The 23,834-nt window shown below is 38.4% G+C and carries 23 protein-coding genes and 1 pseudogene; 18 read left to right on the top strand and 6 right to left on the bottom strand.

Annotated features, from left to right (window positions below):
* Window positions 1-12: 12 nt before the first annotated feature.
* From CA265_03660 to CA265_03645, 4 genes and pseudogenes are all read right to left on the bottom strand, one after another.
* Window positions 13-945, bottom strand: a pseudogene (locus CA265_03660) (hypothetical protein).
* Window positions 946-974: 29 nt separating this feature from the next.
* Window positions 975-1,808 (bottom strand): phosphoribosylpyrophosphate synthetase, encoded by an 834-nt coding sequence (locus CA265_03655; protein ARS38826.1) that lies wholly within the window; start codon window positions 1,806-1,808, stop codon window positions 975-977.
* A 68-nt stretch (window positions 1,809-1,876) separates the two neighbouring features.
* Window positions 1,877-2,569: an NUDIX hydrolase gene (locus tag CA265_03650; protein ID ARS38825.1), complete on the bottom strand. Its 693-nt coding sequence runs from the start codon at window positions 2,567-2,569 to the stop codon at window positions 1,877-1,879.
* 70 nt (window positions 2,570-2,639) lie between these two features.
* Window positions 2,640-4,202 (bottom strand): L,D-transpeptidase, encoded by a 1,563-nt coding sequence (locus CA265_03645; GenBank protein ID ARS38824.1) that lies wholly within the window; start codon window positions 4,200-4,202, stop codon window positions 2,640-2,642.
* A 275-nt stretch (window positions 4,203-4,477) separates the two neighbouring features.
* On the opposite strand from CA265_03645, the gene CA265_03640 reads away from it, so the two are divergent.
* The 9 genes from CA265_03640 to CA265_03600 all read left to right on the top strand — a co-directional run bounded on the left by CA265_03640 (window position 4,478) and on the right by CA265_03600 (window position 13,326).
* Complete coding sequence (locus tag CA265_03640; GenBank protein ARS38823.1) at window positions 4,478-5,329, top strand: ATP phosphoribosyltransferase; 852 nt, start codon at window positions 4,478-4,480, stop codon at window positions 5,327-5,329.
* Between the two features lie 49 nt (window positions 5,330-5,378).
* Window positions 5,379-6,659, top strand: a complete 1,281-nt coding sequence (locus tag CA265_03635; GenBank protein ARS38822.1) for a histidinol dehydrogenase — start codon at window positions 5,379-5,381, stop codon at window positions 6,657-6,659.
* Between the two features lie 106 nt (window positions 6,660-6,765).
* On the top strand, window positions 6,766-7,806 hold the full coding sequence (locus tag CA265_03630; GenBank protein ID ARS38821.1) for a histidinol-phosphate transaminase: 1,041 nt from the start codon (window positions 6,766-6,768) through the stop codon (window positions 7,804-7,806).
* A 1-nt stretch (window position 7,807) separates the two neighbouring features.
* On the top strand, window positions 7,808-8,941 hold the full coding sequence (locus CA265_03625) for a bifunctional imidazole glycerol-phosphate dehydratase/histidinol phosphatase (GenBank protein ARS38820.1): 1,134 nt from the start codon (window positions 7,808-7,810) through the stop codon (window positions 8,939-8,941).
* A gap of 66 nt (window positions 8,942-9,007) precedes the next feature.
* On the top strand, window positions 9,008-9,640 hold the full coding sequence (locus tag CA265_03620) for an imidazole glycerol phosphate synthase subunit HisH (protein ARS38819.1): 633 nt from the start codon (window positions 9,008-9,010) through the stop codon (window positions 9,638-9,640).
* A gap of 1 nt (window position 9,641) precedes the next feature.
* Complete coding sequence (locus CA265_03615; GenBank protein ARS38818.1) at window positions 9,642-10,391, top strand: 1-(5-phosphoribosyl)-5-[(5-phosphoribosylamino)methylideneamino]imidazole-4-carboxamide isomerase; 750 nt, start codon at window positions 9,642-9,644, stop codon at window positions 10,389-10,391.
* A gap of 101 nt (window positions 10,392-10,492) precedes the next feature.
* Entirely contained in the window at window positions 10,493-11,632 is a 1,140-nt protein-coding gene (locus CA265_03610; GenBank protein ARS38817.1) for an imidazole glycerol phosphate synthase subunit HisF, read from the top strand.
* Window positions 11,633-11,741: 109 nt separating this feature from the next.
* Complete coding sequence (locus CA265_03605) at window positions 11,742-12,344, top strand: bifunctional phosphoribosyl-AMP cyclohydrolase/phosphoribosyl-ATP diphosphatase (GenBank protein ID ARS38816.1); 603 nt, start codon at window positions 11,742-11,744, stop codon at window positions 12,342-12,344.
* An 82-nt stretch (window positions 12,345-12,426) separates the two neighbouring features.
* A complete protein-coding gene (locus CA265_03600) occupies window positions 12,427-13,326 on the top strand; it encodes a hypothetical protein (protein ARS38815.1) in 900 nt (299 codons plus the stop codon).
* Between the two features lie 107 nt (window positions 13,327-13,433).
* On the opposite strand, the gene CA265_03595 is transcribed toward CA265_03600, so the two are convergent.
* Window positions 13,434-14,219, bottom strand: coding sequence for a hydrolase (locus CA265_03595; protein ID ARS38814.1), 786 nt, complete (start codon window positions 14,217-14,219; stop codon window positions 13,434-13,436).
* Between the two features lie 110 nt (window positions 14,220-14,329).
* Between CA265_03595 and CA265_03590 the strand changes: the two genes are divergently transcribed.
* Window positions 14,330-14,782, top strand: coding sequence for a universal stress protein (locus CA265_03590; protein ID ARS38813.1), 453 nt, complete (start codon window positions 14,330-14,332; stop codon window positions 14,780-14,782).
* Between the two features lie 323 nt (window positions 14,783-15,105).
* Here CA265_03590 and CA265_03585 read toward each other — a convergent pair whose 3' ends face one another.
* Window positions 15,106-15,456 (bottom strand): ferredoxin, encoded by a 351-nt coding sequence (locus CA265_03585; GenBank protein ID ARS38812.1) that lies wholly within the window; start codon window positions 15,454-15,456, stop codon window positions 15,106-15,108.
* A 78-nt stretch (window positions 15,457-15,534) separates the two neighbouring features.
* On the opposite strand from CA265_03585, the gene CA265_03580 reads away from it, so the two are divergent.
* The 8 genes from CA265_03580 (at window position 15,535) to CA265_03545 (ending at window position 23,681) form a co-directional block, all read left to right on the top strand.
* Window positions 15,535-16,551, top strand: a complete 1,017-nt coding sequence (locus CA265_03580) for an acyl-CoA reductase (GenBank protein ARS38811.1) — start codon at window positions 15,535-15,537, stop codon at window positions 16,549-16,551.
* A 78-nt stretch (window positions 16,552-16,629) separates the two neighbouring features.
* Entirely contained in the window at window positions 16,630-18,579 is a 1,950-nt protein-coding gene (locus tag CA265_03575) for a hypothetical protein (GenBank protein ARS38810.1), read from the top strand.
* 51 nt (window positions 18,580-18,630) lie between these two features.
* Window positions 18,631-18,834, top strand: a complete 204-nt coding sequence (locus CA265_03570; GenBank protein ID ARS38809.1) for a fructose-6-phosphate aldolase — start codon at window positions 18,631-18,633, stop codon at window positions 18,832-18,834.
* Between the two features lies 1 nt (window position 18,835).
* On the top strand, window positions 18,836-19,519 hold the full coding sequence (locus CA265_03565) for a phosphonate ABC transporter ATP-binding protein (GenBank protein ID ARS38808.1): 684 nt from the start codon (window positions 18,836-18,838) through the stop codon (window positions 19,517-19,519).
* Between the two features lie 128 nt (window positions 19,520-19,647).
* Window positions 19,648-20,229 (top strand): nucleotide exchange factor GrpE, encoded by a 582-nt coding sequence (locus tag CA265_03560; protein ID ARS38807.1) that lies wholly within the window; start codon window positions 19,648-19,650, stop codon window positions 20,227-20,229.
* Between the two features lie 89 nt (window positions 20,230-20,318).
* On the top strand, window positions 20,319-21,482 hold the full coding sequence (locus CA265_03555) for a molecular chaperone DnaJ (protein ID ARS38806.1): 1,164 nt from the start codon (window positions 20,319-20,321) through the stop codon (window positions 21,480-21,482).
* 140 nt (window positions 21,483-21,622) lie between these two features.
* Entirely contained in the window at window positions 21,623-22,339 is a 717-nt protein-coding gene (locus tag CA265_03550) for a hypothetical protein (protein ID ARS38805.1), read from the top strand.
* A 427-nt stretch (window positions 22,340-22,766) separates the two neighbouring features.
* A complete protein-coding gene (locus CA265_03545) occupies window positions 22,767-23,681 on the top strand; it encodes an exopolyphosphatase (protein ID ARS38804.1) in 915 nt (304 codons plus the stop codon).
* The last annotated feature ends 153 nt before the right edge of the window (window positions 23,682-23,834 follow it).

The raw sequence follows: 23,834 nt of genomic DNA, 5'->3' as shown, positions 1-23,834 counted from the left end.
CATCTGCTCATATTTACTCTGTAACTTGTTACATAGATTTTCAATATCACCTTTTCTTACTAGCATGCTTATCCATTTTTCAGGTATAGCTTCAAAACCATAAACCAAACCTGCTAAACCACCTGCAATAGCCGCAGTTGTATCGGTATCGTCACCAAGATTAACTGCTTTTAGAACAGCATCCTCATAAGATTTAGTAGTAAGAATACACCATAAGCTAGCTTCGAGACTGTGTAACACATAACCTGAACAATAAATCTCATTTTCAGTGACTGTTGATATATCATCTATTAAAATTCTATTAAATAGATTGATTTCCTTTGACTCGAAATTATTTTGTGCAATAAAATCTTTGAGCTTAAACTTCATATTATGATATGCTTGATCCTTATCATTACCTTCCAACAGCTCCACACCATAAATGATATAAATAAAGCAAGCAAAAACCGACCGAAAGTGCGCATGAGTAATGGATGAAACTTCTTTCACCAGCTGAAAAATATACTGCAAGTCGTTTTTACCTTGAAGATAAAATAGCAGAGGCAGAATTCTCATTAAAGATCCATTTCCATTATCCGTTTCTCCACTACCTCCACATAAAACCGGATCAACTCCTTTAGCAATTTCCCGTATTGCCTTGCCGGTTGCAATCCCAATATCAAATACTTCTCCATGTGGGGTCCAGATATTACCATTGTACCATTTCAGAAATTTCTGGGATATATCCTGCAAATCATACCCATAGCTGAGGCTTTCAGCTAAGCAAAAGGTGAGTGAACTATCATCGCTCCAAGTTCCAGTAGGCTGATTATGGGTTCCATAACCTTTCATATCTTCAACAGGGTTTTGCGTTAGATATGCTCTCGATTTAAATTCTACAGGAACACCAAGTGCATCACCAACAGCTAAACCAAAGAGGGCATTATGAACAATTTTGCTTTTCATTTCATGTTACTTAAGTAATATATTTAGGCTTACAATATCTTCTGTAATTTTATCTGTGTTACCCCTTTATGATCAACCTCTTTGATCGAATCAGTAGTAAAAATCTGCTCAAAGTATTTGTCTAGTTCATCAAAGCCTTTGCTAAATATACCGTGACTGATGGCTAAATATAATTTCCCAGCATTTTTAGCCTTTAGCGCTTCACTCAGACCAATAAAAGTCCCACCACCATCACAAATATCATCTACGATTAAACAATCAGCACCGGCTAAATCTTCGGCATATACTTTAAATCCTGAAAGCTTTCCTGTTTTCACATCCCGGCTTTTTGAACATTCTATCACTTCTGCACCATCTAAAAACTCAGAAACTTTATAAATTTTCTTTAACGCGCCACCATCTGGAGATATAAGTTTTACATCAGTTCCAATTTTTGCAATTACCTGTTTTATAAATTCATGGTTTGAAATGGTAACACAGTTATTGAGCAATGCCGGGCTTACTTCGCTATGCGGATCAAAAATGGTAACATTTGCCAATGCCATTGCATTAATAATATCGGCATACACTTTTACCGACAAGGGCTCGCCTGGAATCATGACGCGATCTTGTCTCGCTGCAGGAAAATATGGTATAAAAAGATGAATCTCCTTCACCCCCATTCTTTTGAGCGCATCAACTGTAATACAGATCAGGCCTAAATCGTTAAAGGAATTTATTCGGTGCGTAATGGTAATAGGCAGGGCAGCATCAAAATTATTTGAAATTTTAATATGTGGTTCGCCACCTGCAAACAAGAAAGATTTGTATTCGATTAAGTTATTTTCGCCTAGCGGAGTAAAACCCGGATTTAGATTTAACATATATTTGCGTATTATTTACACAAATATAAAAATCATTTTCAGAATCCAAAAAATAATTTGTGTTTATTTTACGCAAACCTAATGTCAAACTGGAAATTTTCTTTTAAAAGTTGGTTATATTTCGGCTTATCGAAAGTAAAAAGCTTCCCTGGTCTACCACTAACTCCGATTTTAACCACTTTATCAGTTTCTTTAACAATTCCAAAACTTAGAATTTTTTTTCTGAAATTTCTTCTGTCGATATCTCTTTCTAAAATGGAACAGTATAAATTCTCCAGATCGGAGAAGAGGAATTCCTGATCCAATAAGTCAAATCCGATTGGCTGATACGTCAATTTGCTTTTTAGCCGCTGGTGCGCCAGGTTGACCATTTCATTATGATCATAACCCAACTGTGGAATTTCATCAACCGGAAACCACCTGGCATCTTTGGCGTCAGTATCGGCCTTTAACACAAAGTTTTTCGGATTTACTAAAGCAAAATAGGTTACAGAAATTACCCTGAAGCGTTCATCACGATTGATATCATCACCAAAAGTTCCTAACTGTTCAAGATAATTTACGGTTATACCCGCCTCTTCTTTCAGCTCCCGCTCTACAGCGCTTATTAAAGGCTCATCATTTAAAATAAATCCACCTGGTAAAACCCAGCGATCGGCTAACTTACCAAAACGTTGCTGAACAGCCAGTACATAAAGCGTTCCTTTTTCATAGCCAAAAACAATAGCATCAACAGCGATTTTGATATTTTGATCGATCATTCTTAATTTGTGTTAAAACAACACAAAGTTAATCCTTTTAACGAAGAAGATTGAAACTGTTGATTAAATTCTACCTAAACTTCTTCATCGCAACCCAAAGTTTTTCGTCCATGCCATAAACATCAGGCCTGTATTCGATCCTATCGTTTTGAGCCCATGCCGTGATATAGGTAATAATTAACGGAACATTTTTCTTTGGCGCAAACCAAGCTGGTTTTAATTGAAAAGTTTTAAGCGTATCAGCCTTTTGTGCCATGCGTTTTTTATACCATTTTACATGTGTACTATCTATCGGCGGCAAATCTACTTCAGCCCTGAGTTTATCATAAGTGTAAGAATCTTTCACCAAAAGTTCGGCAAATTCCAAAGGCTTCTCAATACGAACACAACCATGACTGATTGCCCGATTGCTTAAGTTAAAACCGTTCTTGTTATTGGTATCGTGCAGGTAAATACTCGAGCTGTTATCGAAGATAAATTTGAACTTTCCTAAAGCGTTTCCTCCACCAGATCCTTGTTTAAATTTAAAGGGTAATTTATCACGCGAATACCTGTTCCAATTGATGGTATCAGGCTCACCAATTAGTTTGTCTTTATAGTAAACTTTGATGTTGCTATTTGATAAATAATATGGATCTTTTCGAGCCATCCAATAGATCTCACTTTGCGCAATACTTACCGGAATATTCCAGATCGGATTGGCCTGAATGGAGTTGATTTTACTGAACAATAAAGGCGTCTCATGGTTCTTCGGTTTGTCATCTAAATTACCAGATTTTGCAAAGGCTTTTAGCTTATCTTCATAACCGTTTTCACGCTTCCCACCCACACAAACTTTCATCGTAATTACCGTATCGGTTTTGTCCAGCCAGGTCAACCTAAAATCAGGAATATTTACCTGCACATAATTGTCTCCGGTCTCCGGCATTTTCCAGCGGAAACGTTCCATGTTCAACAGTAAAATCCGCTTCTCACTTTCAGCATCTGCATTTAAATAGGCCGACTGCAATGCTTTATACTGAACTGATTTTGGCTGAACGGATCTTAAGGTATCCACAAGACTTTTACCATTTAAAAGATTAGACATTCCTAAGCTATCCGGACGCCTAACTTTAATGTAATAACGTGAAAAAATGGTGCGGGGATTTACCACCCCATATTTAAGGTAATTATTATAATTCAGATAAGCATTAGCCGACAATAACTCTAATTTCGCGATTACGGGATAACTTTCCTCTACCTTTTTAAACTTATTGGCTGTTAATACGGCTAACAAGCTTTTAATTTCATCTCCTTTAAAAATCTTTGGATTAAAGCCATGCACCTCACTCTGATCTAAATAGTTCACTAACGAATCCAGCTCACCATTAATATAAAATTGTGTAACCAGCTTAGGTTGAGCATAATTATCGGCATAAAAAGCTTTAATAGTTTTCGGATTAACGAATTTACCCGAAAGACTGTCCATTGTTTTCACAAAAATGCTATCATAAGCTACAGTATCGAAATCTTTGTAGATTTTATTCTTAAAATGTTCAGACAGTACTTTCCCAATCTCTGGTGGGCTTTTAAACCATCCACAGGCAGAAATAAATAAAATAAAGGGCAGAATTAGAAAGCGGAACTTTTTCAAATACGTAAAATTTTAATACAAAATAAGGGTTATTGGCAATAAAAACAGCATAATGGCAAATTAAGTGCCATTATTTTTTGTTTTCCCATTTCAAACACTATATTTGCCAGCGCTTATCAGCTAAAGCATTGATACTGGCAGAAATAATTTATGAATTTAACTTTGAACCATCACTTACATTTACACCATCGCCGATAGGCGATATGATATGTTTGTTTTGTACTTCAAAACTTTTTTCCGTAAAATAATTTCTTGTTCACTCTATATTCAATACTTTGAAAACACTTAAAATCGCTATCCAAAAGTCGGGTAGGTTAAACGAAAAATCTGTAGAAATACTTAAAAACTGTGGTTTATCTTTCGAAAACTACAAAAGCTCACTCATCTCAACCGTTACCAATTTTCCTTTAGAAATTCTTTTCCTTCGCGATGATGATATTCCTGAATATGTACAAGATGGCATTGCCGATCTGGGTATCGTTGGCGAAAATGTAATTGTAGAAACCAAAGCAGAAGTTGATTATCTGCAAAAATTAGGTTTCGGAAAATGCACTTTAAAAATCGCGGTTCAGGCCACCAGTAATATCCAAAAATTAGAGGAGTTAAATGGCAAAGCTATTGCGACATCTTATCCCGTAATCCTCGAAAAATTCTTACAGGAAAAAGGTATCAAATCTGATATCAGAACCATTTCAGGATCGGTAGAAATTGGTCCGGGTTTAGGCTTAAGTGATGCCATTTTTGATATCGTATCAACCGGTGGAACATTAAAGAGCAATGGCCTAAAACCATTCGCTGATGTAATGCAATCGGAAGCCGTTTTAATTGGAAATAAATCGATAGCTGATAATCCTGAAGTTGCAGAATTGCTTCAACGCATCCGCTCTGTACTTAGTGCAAAATCGAACAAATACGTGGTACTAAATGTATCAAAAGATAACCTTCAAAAGGTAGTCGATTTACTGCCAGGTGTAAAAAGTCCAACCGTGGTTCCACTCTTCGAACCGAACTGGGTAGCCGTTCATTCTGTAATTGCTGAAGAAGACTTCTGGGATAAAATCAACAGTTTAAAAGCAGCAGGTGCTGAGGGTATTTTAGTAATGCCAATCGAGAAAATAATCAGATAAAATCGTTTAAATTCACATTAACTATTAGTTAATTTTAAATTATAAAACATTGAAAATCTACAATTATACAGATTTATCTAAATCAAAAATTGAAGAACTTTGTTCAAGGCAGATTGAAGACGACAAACTGGTTGAAGAACGGGTAACCGACATCATCAGCACGGTAAAAAAAGATGGCGACCAGGCACTTTTCAACTTCGCAAAAGCGTTTGATAAAGTTGATTTGGAGAAGCTGTTTTTGGATGCTGAAGAATTAAAATCAATTGCCTCTAACATTCCGGCTGAAGCAAAAAAAGCGATTGATACGGCCTATCAAAACATTAAAACTTTTCACCAGTCGCAGTTAAAAACTGAAGATAAAATCGAAACGATGCCAGGCGTTATGTGTTGGCGCGAATCGAGGCCAATTGAAAAAGTGGGCCTTTATATCCCGGGAGGAACAGCCGTTTTACCGAGTACTTTTTTAATGCTGGCTACCCCTGCAATCATTGCCGGCTGTAAAGAAATTGTGGTATGTTCTCCTCCACAAAATGATGGCAAAACCAATTGTTATCTGGCCTACTGCGCGGTGCTTTTGGGTATCGAAAAAGTATTCTTAATTGGCGGCGCACAAGCGGTTGCTGCAATGGCTTTCGGAACGGAAAGCGTACCACAGGTATATAAGATCTTCGGTCCCGGCAACCGTTATGTCACTACAGCAAAAACAATGGTTCAAAATAAAGTAGCTATCGATATGCCTGCCGGACCATCAGAGGTACTGGTTATCGCTGATGAGACTGCCAACCCTTCATTTATTGCTGCTGATCTGCTTGCACAGGCAGAACACGGAACTGATAGTCAGGCTATTTTAGTGGCTACTTCTTATCAGATCATCGCTGAAACCTTAAAAGAAATTGAAAATCAGCTTAATGTGCTCCCTAGAAAGGATATTGCAGCTAAGGCAATAGCCAATTCATATGCGGTTTTAGCTAAAAACCTGGAAGAGGCGATGCAATTTTCAAATGAATATGCACCAGAGCATTTAATATTGGCTACTGAACATTTTCAAAGCCTTATTCCATTGATTACCAATGCAGGATCGGTGTTTTTGGGTAACCTTACACCAGAAAGTGCTGGCGATTATGCTTCCGGAACGAACCATACCTTACCAACCAGTGGTTTCGCAAAGGCTTATTCGGGTGTATCTACTGATGCTTTTCTGAAAAAAATCACCTTTCAGCACCTTTCTGCAACAGGATTAAACAACATAGGCCGTACAGTTGAGATACTTGCCGCAGCAGAAGGACTAGAAGCGCATAAGAATGCGGTGAGTATTAGATTGAAGAATTAAATTAAGGTAAACCTATATAGTGAGGCCGTCATGCTGAATTTATTTCAGCATCTATATAATAAAAAGACCCTGAACTAAATTCAGGGTGAGGAATAAAAATATTAAAATGGACATTAACGATTTAGTAAGAGAAAATATAAAAAACCTTCGCCCCTACTCTACCGCCAGGGACGAATTCAAAGGTCAGGCATCAGTATTTTTAGATGCAAACGAAAACAGTTATGGTTCGCCATTACCAGCAAATTATAATCGTTATCCTGATCCATTACAACTGGATTTGAAGGATGCAATCAGCAAAATAAAAGGCGTGCCCATTGAGAACACTTTTTTAGGAAACGGTAGCGATGAAGCGATAGATTTATTGTTCCGCGCTTTTTGTAACCCTGGAAAAGACAATGTCATTGTGCTGCCACCAACCTATGGAATGTATGAAGTTTCGGCTAACATAAATGATGTTGAAATACGCAAAGTGAGCCTGCTTCCTAACTTCCAACTTGACATGGAAAAGATTGCAGAAACGATTGATAAAAACACCAAATTAATCTTCATTTGTTCGCCAAATAATCCAACCGGAAATTCGATAAACCGTGAAGATATTGAAACCATTTTAGCCAACTTTAATGGCATCGTTGTGGTGGATGAAGCGTACATTAATTACGCCCGTCAGAAGACCTTTATTCAGGAGCTAACCGAGTACGGAAACCTGGTGGTTTTACAAACTTTTTCGAAAGCCTGGGGACTTGCCGCATTACGTTTAGGCATGGCATTTTCTTCCACGAAAGTGATCGATGTTTTGAACAAAATCAAACCACCTTACAACATCAATCAGGCCACTCAGGATTTAGCTTTTGAAGCCTTAAAAAACATCGCTCAGGTGAACGATTGGATTAAAGAATCTGTGGCAGAAAGAGACCGTTTAAGTAAGGCTTTAACTGCACTCAATATTGTTAAAAAAGTATATCCTTCTGATGCTAATTTTATCCTGACAGAAGTTACCGATGCATTAAAAATTTACGATACATTGGTTGATCAGGGCATCATCGTTCGCGACCGTTCTAAAGTAACTTTATGCGAAGGCTGTTTAAGGATTACCGTGGGTACAAAAGAAGAAAACGATAAACTATTAACTGTTCTAGAAAATTTTTAAAATGAAGAAAGTATTATTTATAGACCGCGATGGTACGTTAAACATCGAGCCTGATGATGAACAGGTAGATAGTTTTGCAAAGCTTAAATTTTATCCGCGCTCTTTATATTATTTATCGAAAATTGCGGCCGAATTAGATTACGAACTGGTGATGGTGACCAATCAGGATGGATTGGGAACACTTTCAAATCCTGAAGAAAATTTCTGGCCGATCCACAATTTTATGTTGGATACTTTTGAAGGTGAAGGCGTTCATTTCAGTGAGATTGTAATTGATAGAACTTTTGCTAAAGACAATGCCCCTACGCGTAAACCAGGTACGGCCTTATTAACCAAATATTTCAGTGAAGATTACGACCTGAAAAACTCTTTCGTGATCGGCGATCGTTTGAATGATGTGGTTTTGGCCAAAAACTTAGGCGCTAAAGCAATTTTCCTCCGCCAGAATGATGCCTTAGGTTCGACAGAAGCCTTGGATAAACACGAAACTTTATTGGATGTGATCATTCTGGAAACCAAGAAATGGGAAGATATCTACAACCTGTTAAAAGCAGGAAGCAGAAAAATTCACCACGAACGCAAAACCAATGAAACTGATATTACCATCAACCTCGATCTGGATGGCACAGGAAAGGCCAAGATTGAAACGGGTTTAAACTTTTTCGATCACATGCTTGATCAGATTGCCAGACATGGAAGTGTAGATTTAGAAGTAATTGCAAAAGGCGACTTACATATTGACGAGCACCACACCATAGAAGACACGGGTATTGCCTTAGGCGAAGCCTTTGCCAAAGGTTTAGGCAACAAATTAGGCATTGAAAGGTATGGTTTTTGCTTACCAATGGACGATTGCCTGGCACAGGTAGCCATTGATTTTGGTGGAAGAAACTGGATTGTTTGGGATGCTGAATTTAAACGCGAAAAAGTTGGCGATATGCCGACAGAAATGTTCTATCACTTCTTTAAATCGTTTAGCGATGCCGCAAAATGCAACTTAAATGTGAAAGCAGAAGGCGATAACGAGCACCATAAAATTGAAGCTATTTTTAAAGCCTTCGCCAAAGCCATTAAAATGGCCATTAAACGCGATGCCGAGAAAATGGTATTGCCGAGCACAAAGGGACTCTTGTAACCCCCAGCCCCTAAAGGGGAGAAGACAGCAAATTGACGTTAAGATAAATTCGTTATAAACAATAACATGAACGATAGAAATTCAAAGTCCCCTTCAGGGGATTTAGGGGTTGGAATAGTAAATTACGGAGCGGGCAACATTTTCTCCCTTACCGCAGCTTTAGATCGCTTAAATGTAACCTATGGCATGGTAAATACAGAAAGTGACCTCGAAAAATATAGCCACATCATCATCCCTGGTGTTGGTCATGCGGGTGCTGCCATGGAAAAACTGAAAGGAACAGGTTTGGTAGAGGCGATTAAAAAACTAACAAAACCAGTCCTCGGTATCTGTGTGGGCATGCAGCTCATTACCGAACATTCGGAAGAGGGCGATGCCGCGCTTTTAAATATCGTTCCGGTTAAAACCAAAAAATTCGATAAATCACTGAATATCAAAATACCACACATGGGTTGGAATGCCGTGAGTCCGAAAAACAATTCATTATTTGAAGGTGTTGAAGATAATACACAATTTTACTTTGTGCATTCGTACTTTATTGAATATAACCCTACTTTTGACATCGCATCTGCTGATTATGGTTTAAAGTTTTCGGCAGCGGTACAAAAAGATAATTTTTACGGCGTTCAATTTCACCCCGAAAAATCGGGAAAAGCCGGCGAACTAGTATTAAAAAATTTTTCAAATTTAAGCTTATAAAATGTACATAATACCTGCTATTGATATTTTGGATGGAAAAGTTGTCCGTCTTCGTGAAGGCGATTACAACCAAAAAACAGAGTATGCTGTTTCTATCCCCGAAATGATAGAGAAATACCGTTCAAATGGCACCGATTTCATTCATATTATCGATTTAAACGGCGCCAAAGGAGATTTTAGCAATCAAAAAACACTTTTCGAGATTATTAAAAAAACCGAAATGAAAGTGCAGTATGGTGGTGGGATCAGAACCATAGAGCAGGTGACCAATTTGCTTGATGCTGGTATTCACCGCGTAATTGTAGGTACACAGGCCATTACCAATCCTGATTTCTTACCTCAACTCAGCGAGGCTTTTGCTAAAAAAGACGATTACGCCAACCGTATTGTGATTGCAATTGATGTTTTGGATGAAGTCATAAAATATTCTGGCTGGATGGAAAGTTCGCCGATTAAACTGATGGATTACGTTGACAAATGTCTCTCGCTAGGCTTTTTCCGTTTCTTATGTACTGATATCAGCAAAGATGGAAAATTAGGCGGGGCTGCTATCGATTTATACGAAAAACTGCTTGAACATTCGCCGATGATTAAACTGATTGCTTCAGGTGGTGTAAGTTCGATGCAGGATATCTACGACCTGGCCAAGTACCCGATTAGAAGTGTAGTAGTTGGAAAAGCAATTTACGAAGACCGCATTACCATCGAAGAGATTAAAGAGTGGAATTTGAAGGCGTTGTCTAGTATCTAACCCCCCCAGCCCCCTGAAGGGGGAGCTAATAGCATCAACAAAAGATGAACTACGAAATATATGAGGACGATTTTGATTTTTTACAAGTTAATGAGCCCAATATGTTTTATGGTGCGTCACATATAATTTTTGAAAATGCGAAACGCTTAAGAAATAAGGTCACTGAAGCCGAAAATTTACTATGGCAAGTAATCAGTAACAAGCAATTAGGCGTTAAATTTAGAAGACAACACCCTATTTCATACTTTATAGCTGATTTTTACTGTCATGAAGCAAAATTAATCATTGAATTAGACGGGAGCATTCATGACCTGCCAGAAGTCCTCAATAATGATATTGAAAGGCAAAAAGCTCTGGAGCAATTTGGGATTAGGGTAATTAGATTTAAAAACGCTGAACTTTACAATAATTTAGACTCAGTTTTGGAAAAGATAAAAGAAGCCATACAGGCTAAGCAATTTGCATCTCCCCCTTTAGGGGGCGGGGGGCTTAGTAAAAGAATAATCCCTTGTTTAGACGTTAAAGATGGCCGTACGGTAAAAGGTGTAAACTTTGTTGATTTACGCGATGCTGGTGATCCGGTTGAATTGGCGGCGCAATATGCACAACAAGGTGCCGACGAATTGGTTTTCCTGGATATTACGGCTACGCACGAGCGTCGTAAAACGATGATTGAAATGGTTAAATCGGTTGCGAGGCAATTAAACATTCCTTTTACCATTGGCGGGGGAATAACCGAAATTGCTGATGCCGAAGCTTTATTAAATGCGGGTGCAGATAAAATCAGTATCAATTCGGCCGCGGTTAGAAATCCAAAGTTAATTGAAGACCTCGCTAAAACTTTCGGGGTACAATTTGTGGTTTTAGCTGTCGACACCAAATATGTGGATGGTAAAAACATGGTTCACTTAAATGGAGGAAGGCTAATTACCGAGCTGGAAACCGAAAACTGGATTAAACAGGCAGAAGATTTAGGCGCAGGAGAAATCCTCTTAACTTCGATGGATCACGATGGTACCAAAGCTGGTTTTGATTGTGGATTGCTTAGTAAAGTAAACCAAATGATCAATATCCCGATTATAGCATCAGGTGGAGCAGGCAACATGGCGCATTTTACCGAGGTTTTTCAAAAAGCCAATGTTGATGCCGCACTTGCAGCTTCGGTATTTCATTACGGCGAAATCCTGATCCCTGATTTAAAACAAGAATTAAAAAGGAATAACATTCCGGTAAGAATATAATAGTTAACTCGTCATTGCGAGGCACGAAGCAATCCTAATGCTATGGGTTCGAAACCTGCAAAAGTAGTAAGATTGCTTCGTGCCTCGCAATGACGGAAACATCATAAAAATGAATATCGATACATCATCTCTTGATTGGGATAAAACAGCTGGCTTACTCCCTGTAATCATTCAGGATTACAAAACTTTGGAGGTTTTAATGCTGGGCTATATGAATGCCGAAGCGCTGGAAAAAACACAGGCCGAAGGCAAAGTAACATTCTTCTCACGCTCTAAAAACCGCCTTTGGACTAAAGGTGAAACCAGCAACAATTTTCTTTATGTAAAAGAGCTTTTTGTAGATTGTGATCATGATACAATCCTGATTAAAGCCGACGCTGTTGGTCCAACCTGCCATACAGGTAGCCGCAGCTGTTTTAAAACGGATTACAACCAGAATTTCATTTTCGAACTCGAAAACATCATCAACGATCGATACGAAAACCCCGTTGAAGGATCTTATATCAACAAAATGCGCAACAAAGGTTTGAATAAGATTGCCCAAAAAGTTGGGGAAGAAGGTGTAGAAACGGTTATTGCTGCACTTGCTGAAACGGAAGAAGAACTCATTGGAGAAGCATCAGATCTTGTTTTTCACCTATTGTTTTTATTGAAAGAAAAAGGCTTATCTATCCAGGATATAGCTAAGAATTTAGAAAAAAGACACCAATAAAGGTTTGAGGTAAAAGGCCTAAGGTTTAAGGTGCTAGCTGCCTAACCTTATAGCCTAAACCTTAAACCCTAAACCTCAAGAAATGCTCAAACACCTACAAACCCTTCCCGGACACCAAAACCCTGTTTACGCTTTAGCCAATTCGGATGAGGATGGTATATTTTTTAGCGCAGGGAACGATAAGGGTGTTGTAGAGTGGTCATTACATACCATGGCTTTTGTAAAGGTGAAAATGCCAGTACAGAGCTCGGTTTATTGTTTACATTATTACAATAAGCAATTATTTATTGGAGAACGTAGTGGTGCTTTTAGCGTTTATGACTTCAATGATCAGAAAGTAATTGCCAGAATAAATGCGCATACCAAACCCATTTTCAACATACAAACGGTAAAAGGTAAAAATGAACTTTTAACCACCGGCGAAGATGGAACGGTTGCGGTTTGGTCGCTGAACGATTTCACGGAGATCTACCGTTTTCAGGTGGCCTATGATACGGTTAGGGCCATTGCCATTACACCTAATGAAAGCGAAGTGGCTTTTGGTTGTAAGGATCATCTGATCAGGATTTATAACCTCGCAGACTACAGCTTAAAACAATCTCTGGAAGGACATTCATTACCTGTTACTTCTTTGGCTTATCATCCAACGGGTAAATACCTGATTTCGGGAAGCAGGGATGCCCAATTAAAAATATGGGATCTGCCCAATTACGAACTTAGGGAAACCGTTCCGGCGCACATGTTTACTGTCTACGACATTGCCTTTCATCCTTCCCTTCCCTATTTCGCTACAAGCAGTCAGGATAAAAGCATTAAACTGTGGGATGCAGAAAATTTTAAATTGTACAAGATTTTAAGCTTAGAAAAGGCAGGTACCGGTCATACCCATTCTATTAATAAAATTATCTGGAGCCACGATGGTAAATGCCTCATTTCTACTGGAGACGACAGACAGGTAATGATTTGGGAAATGGAAGGCTAGTTATTGTAATATCGATAAGCTATCGTCATGCTGAATTTAGTTCAGCATCTTTCCTGATATAATAAAGACCCTGAAATAAATCCAGGGTGAGGTCGCTTTATCCCCTACTATTCCACAAAGCGTTTAATAATTCTCAGCTTGTGAGAATATTTACCCAGTTCTTTATTAAAAATCCCCTGGTCATCAATCGGATCAATTTTAACCTTTGCTGAGGAGTGGATAATTTCATTCGGGCTCAACATAATGCCCACATGGGTAATCCGGCCTTCATCGTTATCAAAAAAAGCAACATCACCGGCTTTACATTCGGCCAGAAAGCCCACTAATTCGCCTTGTTCTGCCTGTTGTGAAGCATCGCGATTTAACTTAATGCCTAACATTTTAAATACGGTTTGTACAAAACCAGAGCAATCTAAGCCAAACAAATGCCTTCCGCCCCATAAATATGGAATGTTTTGAAAGAATTTAGCTGTTTCGGTTACCTGATCAGTAAAATTAACAGCACTATTATCGTATGCTTCGAAATTCACTTTAAATTTTTCTTCACCTGCATAACAAGAACCATCTTTTAAAAAAGGGAGGTTACTTGCCGGACTTAAATGATACGAACTTCCATCGGCCGCGGTTAACACATTATTGAAGCTGAGCGGAGCAAGTAATTTACAATCGTGCATTGCTGCAAACTGGTTTTCTGAAATCGGAGCCAATTGTCTGAAATCCATCCAACCCTTATAACCATCATAGCCATTTTGAATGAGCCACCAGCGATCTTCCTTCTGAATAACTTCTACATGATCGCCGAATAACAATTGCGAAACAATTTCTGCTTTATCTGATGCATCAGCTCTTAAGGGTGCTACAGCAACCCTGCAAATACCGTATTGATTTTCCATTTAAATATGCTCGTGAAACTATTGTAAAACTAATAAAATACATCCATTGCCTAACATTTTGCCTGCAAATTTGTTATTTTTATGATGATCACCTTTTAAATATGCTCGCCATGAATTTTAAAAAAATATTAATTGCCGTTGATAATAGTACCTGCTCAGAAAAAGCGGCAAAAGCCGGTTACGACATGGCTGAAAAATTTGGAGCAGAAGTAGCTTTGGTTAATATTATCGAACCTATCCCGGCTAATGTAAATCCTGATTTAACCCTGGCACCGGTTTTTTTGGAAACTTATGATAACAGCGAAGAGAACAGCCATATTCTGCTGAAAGAAATGGAGACCAAATACAGTAAAGGTGCAAAAACCACATATTTAAGTATTGTTGATACCGCAGCACATGGCATTATTCAGCAATCTGATGAGTGGGGATCTGATTTAATTGTAATCGGTACTTATGGCCGTACGGGTTTGTATCACTTTTTAATGGGTAGCGTTGCGGAACACGTAGCACGTAAATCTGCCTGCCCTGTTTTGATTATCCCGAATAAATGTGATGTAGATTAGTTCATTGGTTCATTAGCCATTAGTTATGGTAACTTTAAACTGCCAATTGCAAACTGCTTACTGAAAACTGCTTTATTCCTTATTAGTTGCTGTTTCAATCTTTGACCATTAAGAAGTTAAGAACATTAAGGTTTAGTGATGGCATTGAACATTGTCATTTGTAAGTTAGCATGACAGAAAAACACCTCCTTGTTAATTTGTGAGTCTGTTTTAGCTAAATTGCAAACTGCTAACTGAAAACGGCAAACTGAAAACCTCCAATTCTCTTAAACAAAAAAGTCTCACATTATGCGAGACTTTCCTTGTAAATATTTAATAAAGGCTTATCCTTCCTGGTGTAACCAGGCTTTTTTAGCCAATAATTCTTCTTCTGTTTCGCGGATGTCTTCGTCATCTACACAACAATCAACCGGGCAAACTGCCGCACACTGAGGCTCATCATGAAAGCCCTTACATTCTGTACACTTGTCGGATACAATGTAATAAACTTCATCAGAAACTGCTTCCTGAGCGGCATCAGCTTCAATTTGTTGATTACCAAAATCAATGATACCATTTAAGTTAGTACCATCAGAAAAACGCCATGCAGTACCGGCATCGTAAATTGCGTTGTTAGGACATTCCGGTTCGCAAGCCCCACAATTTATACACTCATCTGTTATTTTAATCGCCATGTTTTCGTCTAATTCTTTTGCTTAGTTTACCTTTGCGATGCAAATATAATATATAATCACTTAATAATAATTCTAAATATGTCAGCATTAACTCAAGAAAAAGCAATAACCGCATTTAGCAAACTAGGTAAATTGCTTACAAACCCTACTGACATACTAGGAAATGCGTTTTATAGTGCTGAAAGCACTAATGCATGGTTTACTGCAGAAAACATAAAAAAATCTATTTTATCTTTTGCTGAGCAGTTAAATGATGTCGATTTGACGGTTTGGTTTAAATCGATCAGGTTTAGCACATCCCCAAAAAAGGTTGGTTTAATCCTGGCAGGCAATATCCCACTGGTGGGTTTGCATGATGTTTTAAGTGTATTGGCCACAGGTAATATTGCTTTAATCAAACTTTCTTCAGCCGATGATAAATTAATTAAAGCTGTAATTGCTGAACTCATTAAAATAGAACCATCTTTCGAAGATAGAATAGAATATGTGGAGCGTTTAAAAGACTTTGATGCTGTTATCGCTACCGGAAGCAATAACTCATCACGCTATTTTGATTATTATTTCAGTAAAGTACCCAACATTATCCGAAAAAACAGAAACAGTGTTGCAGTTTTAGATGGCTCGGAAAGTTTCGAAGATATTCAAAACCTGGGCAACGATATTTTTGATTATTTTGGTTTAGGCTGTAGAAATGTTTCTAAAATCTATTTCCCAAAAGGGTACCATATTGCTAATTTTTACGAAGGCATAGAAAGTTTTCAGCCAATTATTAACCACTTTAAATACAATAATAACTACGATTACAATAAGTCGATCTATCTCGTTAATGCGGCTAAACACTTCGATAATGGTTTTTTGTTATTAAAAGAAGATGAAAGCCTAACATCACCTTTAGCCGTTCTTTTTTATGAAGAATATGATAACCTCCAGCAAGTAGAAGATAAATTAAAGGATAAATTAGAGAACATCCAGTGTGTGATAAGCCAATTGCCTTTAAATTTAAACACTTTTGGTTTTGGTCAAAGCCAGCATCCAAAACTTTGGGATTATGCAGATAATGTAAATACCGTAGCGTTTTTGAATGGTTTAAACTAATATTGCTGAGTGACTTTGCTTATTGATGGCAATTTAAATTCTAAATTTATTTAATATTGCATAAACCTGAGCCAGTAGATGCACTCTCTATTAAAAGCGTTATGTTTTCTTACTATCCTCCTGTTTGCAAATTTTGCAAAAGCGCAGCTTTGTAGTGGGACTTTCGGATCACCGCTTATTAGTCAAACCTTTGGGCAGGGAAATAGTACAGATAGCTGGTATGGCCCATTAGCACAATATGCACCAGGCGCCTCTACTTATACAACTTTTGTTGGTCCTCCGGGAGTAAGCCCACGTAATTTAACGGCCAACCAATCGGGCTTGGTTAAAACACCTGCTACTCCTGGTAATCCATACCCCATTTATTGGCAGCCGCATGCCGATCATACCGGAGATCCTAATGGTTTGATGCTTCTAATTGATGGAATTGCTACGCAAACTGTATTTTTTGAGCAGCAAATGGATAATCTTTGTCCAAATACTATTTTGCGCTTATCAATCTGGGTGTTAAATGCAAATTCGCCGACTGCCAATGCCCAAACCCCAAACATGAGCTTGCGGATCACCGATCCCAATGGCAATGTATTAAACGAGCAACCCACCGGAAATGTACCCGCAGATCTTACATGGCATCAATATTCTATCGACTTTACCAATGGCAACAGCTCCACCATAACCTTACAACTCATTAACAGAACACCAACAAATAGCGGCAACGATTTTGCTTTGGATGATATCACCGTACAAGCTTGCGGTCCAGCCATCGCCCCATTTTTCAACTCGAATGTCTCATTATTAAGTATGTGTGAAGGAAATACCAGCAATTTCATTTTAGATGCGAATATTACTGCAGGTTATGCAAACGCAGTTTACCAATGGCAGGAAAATACGGGTAGCGGCTGGACTGACATCGTTGGCAAAACCACCAAACAAGCTTCGATAGATTTTTCAAATCGAATACCAGGCACTTATCAATATCGGTTAATTACAGCTATGAATGGCAATATTGACAGAACTTACTGCAGGGCAATATCGGAGCCGATAAAGGTTACGGTAAACCCACTTCCAATAGCCAAAGCAGAAAATATTAGTCCAGTTTGCAGTGGTGGTACCATCCAGCTAAATGCATCTGGCGGAACAAGTTATAAATGGTATGGTCCGGATGGTCAATTTCTTTCTGCAGAGAAAAATCCAACAATTGCCAATGCAACCAAATTAATGGCAGGTACATACACTGTTCAGGTGACTACAAATGGGTGTACATCTCCGGCAACAACAATTGTTGAGGTTTTAGATCCAATAATCCCAATAACCAACATCCAAACAGCAAGCATTTGTGAAGGTAAATCTGTTCAGTTAGAAGCGTCAGGTGGCTCAACCTATCTTTGGCGCCCATCAAAAGGTTTGTCAGATCCTCAAATCGCAAACCCAATAGCCTCACCAACTGAAACAACTACCTATACTGTTGAGGTTTCAGACGGACGATGTTCGGCTGAAGCAGAAATTACCGTCAATGTAAATAAAAATGCAAAAGCTGATGCAGGTACAGATCAGAAGATCGTAACTGGACAAAACATCACCTTAAATGGCAAAATAAGCGGTGATAACGTCAGTTATTATTGGACACCATCAGATTATCTTGACGACCCGACCAAACTCCATCCCATTGCTACCCCAACTGAAGACATTACCTATACTTTACATGCCAGTTCAAATTTAGGCTGTAACAGTAGCAATGATGAGGTTTTCATCAAGGTTTATCCAAAAGTAGTCATTCCCAACACATTTAGTCCGAACGGTGATAATGTAAACGATACCTGGAATATTCCAACTGTTTCGTCTTTCCCGAATCCGATTGTAAGAGTAAGCAACCGTTATGGTCAGCTAGTATATCAAAGTACAGGTACCTTTAAGCCCTGGGATGGTAAAATGAATGGAAAAGATCTTCCTCCGGCAACCTATTATTACAGCATTTATTTAAATAAAGATTTTAAAACCTATACCGGCTGGGTAATGCTGATGAGATAAAAAGGACTTCTTACTTTCGCTTATCATTTGGAAATGCTATTTTTGGACACAATGTATATCGTTAAAGTTAAAGGCATAGCCAAAATTCCAGATTACGTACAGTTAAGAGATGACAAGTTTACACTTTTAGCTTATTTTAGGGTGGACAGACCTGATAAATCGCTGGAAAAACTCGGACTTGGCGACAAGCAAGATTACATTATGGAAATGGTTAAAGATTTGCCTTTCGGGCAGATTGCAAAATTAGAAATATAATATGGCAGGCAACTCAGTAATTCATTTAAGCAATGTTGATGTTTTTCAACAAAAACATTTAGTCCTCTCAAACGTAAATTTACACATCGAAAAAGACGAATTTGTGTTCTTAATCGGTCAAACAGGTTCGGGCAAGAGTAGTTTGCTTAAAATATTATATGGCGACCTACATATTGGTAATGGTGAAGGCAATATTGCCGGTTTCGACCTTAAAAACCTAAAAGAAAGTCAGGTGCCGTTTTTACGCCGTAAATTGGGTGTAGTTTTCCAGGATTTTCAATTGCTTACCGACAGAACCATCGAAAAAAACCTTGAATTTGTGCTTAAGGCAACAGGCTGGAAAGATGAAAAACTAATTAATGAGCGCATTAAAGATGTTTTGGACAAAGTAGGTTTACGTTCTAAAATCAAAAAAATGCCGCACGAAATTTCTGGTGGTGAGCAGCAACGTATTGTTATAGCCAGGGCTTTGTTAAATGATCCGGAAATAATCCTGGCTGATGAGCCTACCGGGAATTTAGATCCGGAAACATCAGAAGAAATTGTAACCCTATTAAAACAAATCAGCCAGGCCGGAACTGCGGTGTTAATGGCTACACACGATTACCACATCATCCGCACTTTCCCTTCGCGCATTATTAAATGTGAGAATGGAGTGGTGCATGAAGATGCACAAATCGTATAAAAAATTCTGACATCCGTCAGCTAATCAGCCAATCTGTTCAGATAAATACAAATAAATCTGACAGCTTGGCTGATTTCCGTTTATGGCAAAATAGTTGAGATTAACACAAAAAAATTCAGCCCAGTATTATGTTTAATAAGAAGAAAAATAACGATAAAGAAGAAAATATAATGAATCCTGAAAATACATCAGAAAATACTGCTGAGAATGTAGAGAATACTGATGCTCCTACCGCTGAAACAGAACAGGCACCTGAACTATCTGCAGAAGAAAAGTTGCAAGCCGAAGTTCAACAGCTTAACGACAAATATTTACGTTTATATGCTGAGTTTGATAATTATAAACGTCGTACACAAAAAGAACGCGTAGAATTATTACAAACTGCTGGTAAAGATGTAATTGTGTCACTTTTACCTGTTTTAGATGATTTCGACCGCGCATTAAAAGCAATGGAAACTGCTGCTGACGTTGCCCCGGTTAAAGAAGGTATTTTACTGGTAAGCACCAAGCTTAAAAACACCTTAGCACAAAAAGGTTTGAAAGATGTAGAAAGTATTAGTCAGCCTTTCAATACCGATTTCCACGAAGCAATTACCAATATCCCTGCGCCTAGCGATGATCTTAAAGGGAAAGTGATTGATGAAGTTGAAAAAGGTTATACCTTAAATGATAATGTAATCCGCTTCGCCAAAGTTGTAGTTGGAGCGTAAGAAATAATTATTGAATGATTGAATTTTGAATGATTGAATTAACATTCTCTCATGCCATTACTCAATCATTTAATCATTTTATAAAGAAGATGAGTAAAAGAGATTATTACGACGTATTAGGCGTAACTAGGGGCGCAGCCGCTGATGAGATAAAGAAAGCTTATCGCAAGATGGCGATTAAATATCACCCAGATAAAAACCCGGGAGATAAAGCTGCTGAAGATAAATTCAAGGAAGCTGCCGAAGCTTACGAGGTTTTAAGTAGTGCGGAGAAAAAACAGCGTTATGATCAATATGGTCATGCTGGTGTTGGTGGCGCAAGCGGTGGCGGCTACGGCGGTGGCAGCATGAACATGGACGATATTTTTAGCAATTTCGGCGATGTTTTTGGTGGTCACAATCCTTTCGAAAGCTTTTTTGGTGGCGGCGGTGGCGGTCAGCAACGTGGCGGTCGTCGGGTAGCTAAAGGTTCCAACCTGCGCATAAAAGTTAAATTAACACTTGAAGAAATTGCACATGGTGCAGAAAAGAAAATCAAGGTTAATAAACTAATCGTTTGTAAAACCTGCGATGGCTCTGGCGCAAAAGATAAATCATCGGTAAGTACCTGTGGTACCTGCGGTGGCAGCGGCCAGGTGCGTAGAGTAACCAATACCATTTTAGGCCAGATGCAAACGGCATCTACCTGCCCTACCTGTAACGGTAGCGGTCAACAAATTACGGCTAAATGTTCAGTTTGCCATGGCGATGGTGTGGTACGTGGCGAAGAAACCATTACCATCAATATTCCTGCAGGTGTAAGTGAAGGTATGCAGTTAAGCATGAGCGGAAAAGGAAATGCGGCACCTAATGGCGGTATCCCGGGCGATTTAATTATCTTAATTGAAGAAACCCCGCACGAAACTTTAAAACGCGAAGGCAATAACATTGTGTACGATTTACATTTAAGTTTTGTTGATGCTGCTTTAGGAATGAGTATCGAAGTACCAACCATTGATGGTAAAGCAAAAATAAAAATAGAACCAGGTACCCAAAGCGGAAAATTATTGCGCTTAAAAGGTAAAGGTTTGCCTGAAGTAAACTCATACCACAGAGGTGATGAGATTATCCACATCAATATCTGGACACCAAAAGCTTTAAGTAGCGACGAACGTAATGCTTTAGAGAAATTACGCGAATCGCCAAACTTTAAGCCTCAGCCAGGTAAAAATGATAAGAGTTTCTTCGAAAGAATGAAAGAATACTTCGAGTAATTAATTAAATATAAATTGAAAAACCGGTGCCACAAGCATCGGTTTTTTGTTTTATAACAAATTAACGGTATTTCACTTATATTTTTATTGCCATTTATAACTGATGATAAACCTTTCCTCATATAACCTGTTTTATATGCATGAAATGGAGAATTGGTTGTTCGGGTTTCTATTACCGCGAATGGAAAGAGGTTTTTTACCCTAAAGGCTTGGTACAAAAAGATTGGTTCAAATATTATTGTGAACATTTCAATACCATAGAAATCAATTCTACCTTTTATAAAATGCCAACTCAAAAATCGTTTGATAAATGGTATAATGAAAGTCCTGATGGTTTTTTATTTACGATTAAGGCCCCGCGACTAATTACACATTATAAACAGCTCAATGAATGTGAGCAACTCATCAGCGATTTTTACGAGGCTATTCAAACCGGACTAAAAGAGAAATTAGGCTGTGTACTCTTTCAGTTTCCGCCAAAATTCGATTATAGTGCAGAACGGTTAAATCTGTTGATGGAAAACTTAAATCCAGATTTTAAAAATGTAGTAGAATTTCGCCACATCAGCTGGTTTGAAGAAGAAATTTATAAAAAACTCGCCGAAAACAATATCATTTTTAGTGGCCAGAGCTACCCTTCTGCCCTGCCTGATGATGTAATCCGGAACACAGAAACCGTTTATTACCGTTTTCACGGAAAGCCTGTATTATATAAATCAGAATACGATATTAATGTTATAGAAGGTTTCAAAAACCAGATTGAAGCTAGCGTAAATGAAGTGTTTGTCTATTTTAATAATACCTGGGGCGTTGGTGCATTACATAACGCGAAACAACTGCAGGACTTAACAAAATAGTTGCGTAGTCAGGCCAGTAAGCATTTGAGCACTTCGCTATCTTGCCAAACCCCACAGACCTCAATAAAATAAACCTGGATCGCAATGGTATTTCGCTCTACTACCCTTAATTTAGCAAAAACGTTAACGAAATTTAATGGATAGCAGGGCTACAGTTACAAAAGAGCTGCTGACCTTGCTTTTCAAAAAACCAAACATCAAAGCTATTTGACGGTAGTATCTGACAGCAGGGATTTATGAAAAAAACCTAAGCGACTTGATTTTTTACCGAAGTACTACAAACCTGAATAAAATAAACCTAATCGCAATGGTATTTCGCATTACTACCCTTAATTTAGCAAAAACGTTAACGAAATTTAATGGATAGCAGGAAATCGGCACCCAAGAGCTGCTGACCTTGCTTTTCAAAAAAACAAAAACATCAAATATGCGCATTGCTGTTATCGACCTCGGTACAAACACCTTCCACTTACTCATTGCTGAAACAGCAGGAAACCAGCTGGAAATTTTATACAAAACCAACGTTCCCGTTAAGCTGGGCGAAGGGAGAATAAACGACAATATCATTATCCCGGCAGCCTTTGAAAGAGGCCTGAATTGCCTTGAAACCTTTAGCCATACCATTGCTGAATACCAGGTTGATCAGGTGAGGGCTACCGCAACTTCAGCCGTGAGAAGTGCTGAAAACGGTCAGGATTTTGTAGATGTGGTAAAAGAAAGAACCGGGATAAACATTGAAACGATTAGTGGTGAGGTAGAAGCTGAATTAATTTACCAGGGTGTAAAACTGAGCGGAGCTATTGCTGAGCGATCGCTGATTATGGACATTGGTGGTGGAAGCGTCGAATTTATTCTGTGTGATCCTGAAAAACTGATCTGGAAGAAAAGTTATAATATTGGCGCAGCACGTTTAATGCAGCAGTTCTTCAAATCAGATCCTATAGCCGACGAGGAAAAGAATGCCATTTTATTTCACATTCAAAATCAACTGAGCGATCTTTTCGACATCTGTGAAAAATACCAGCCCAAAACCTTAATTGGTTCGGCGGGAGCCTTTGAAACCTTTGCCGAACTCATTATCCGAAAAAATAACCTGAAAGCAGATATCAGTACTGCCAAAACTTTCGCATTCAATTTCGACAATTATATCGAAACTTCCATCAGGCTATTGAATGCTACACATGAAGAGAGAGCCGCAATGCCAGGCATGATCTCCCTGAGGGTAGATATGATTGTGATTGCCTCCTTAATTACCAATTATGTATTAGGCCGGTGTAAAATTAATCGCTTAACGCTTTCTACTTACGATTTAAAAATGGGTGTTTTGGCTAGCCTGATGTAAAATGAGTGAGATTACAAAGGTAGTTTCTCCTCAGATTTTATCCTGTTGATCCTCCCTATTTTACCGAGACAAGTAATCGAACCACATAAAAGGTATTTAATTAAATCCTTCGATAAGCTCAGGATGACAATTCTATATTTAATGTATAAACCA

It is taken from the genome of Sphingobacteriaceae bacterium GW460-11-11-14-LB5, from assembly GCA_002151545.1.
Classification (GTDB): Bacteria; Bacteroidota; Bacteroidia; order Sphingobacteriales; family Sphingobacteriaceae; genus Pedobacter.
This window is presented reverse-complemented; position numbering and strand designations above follow the sequence as displayed.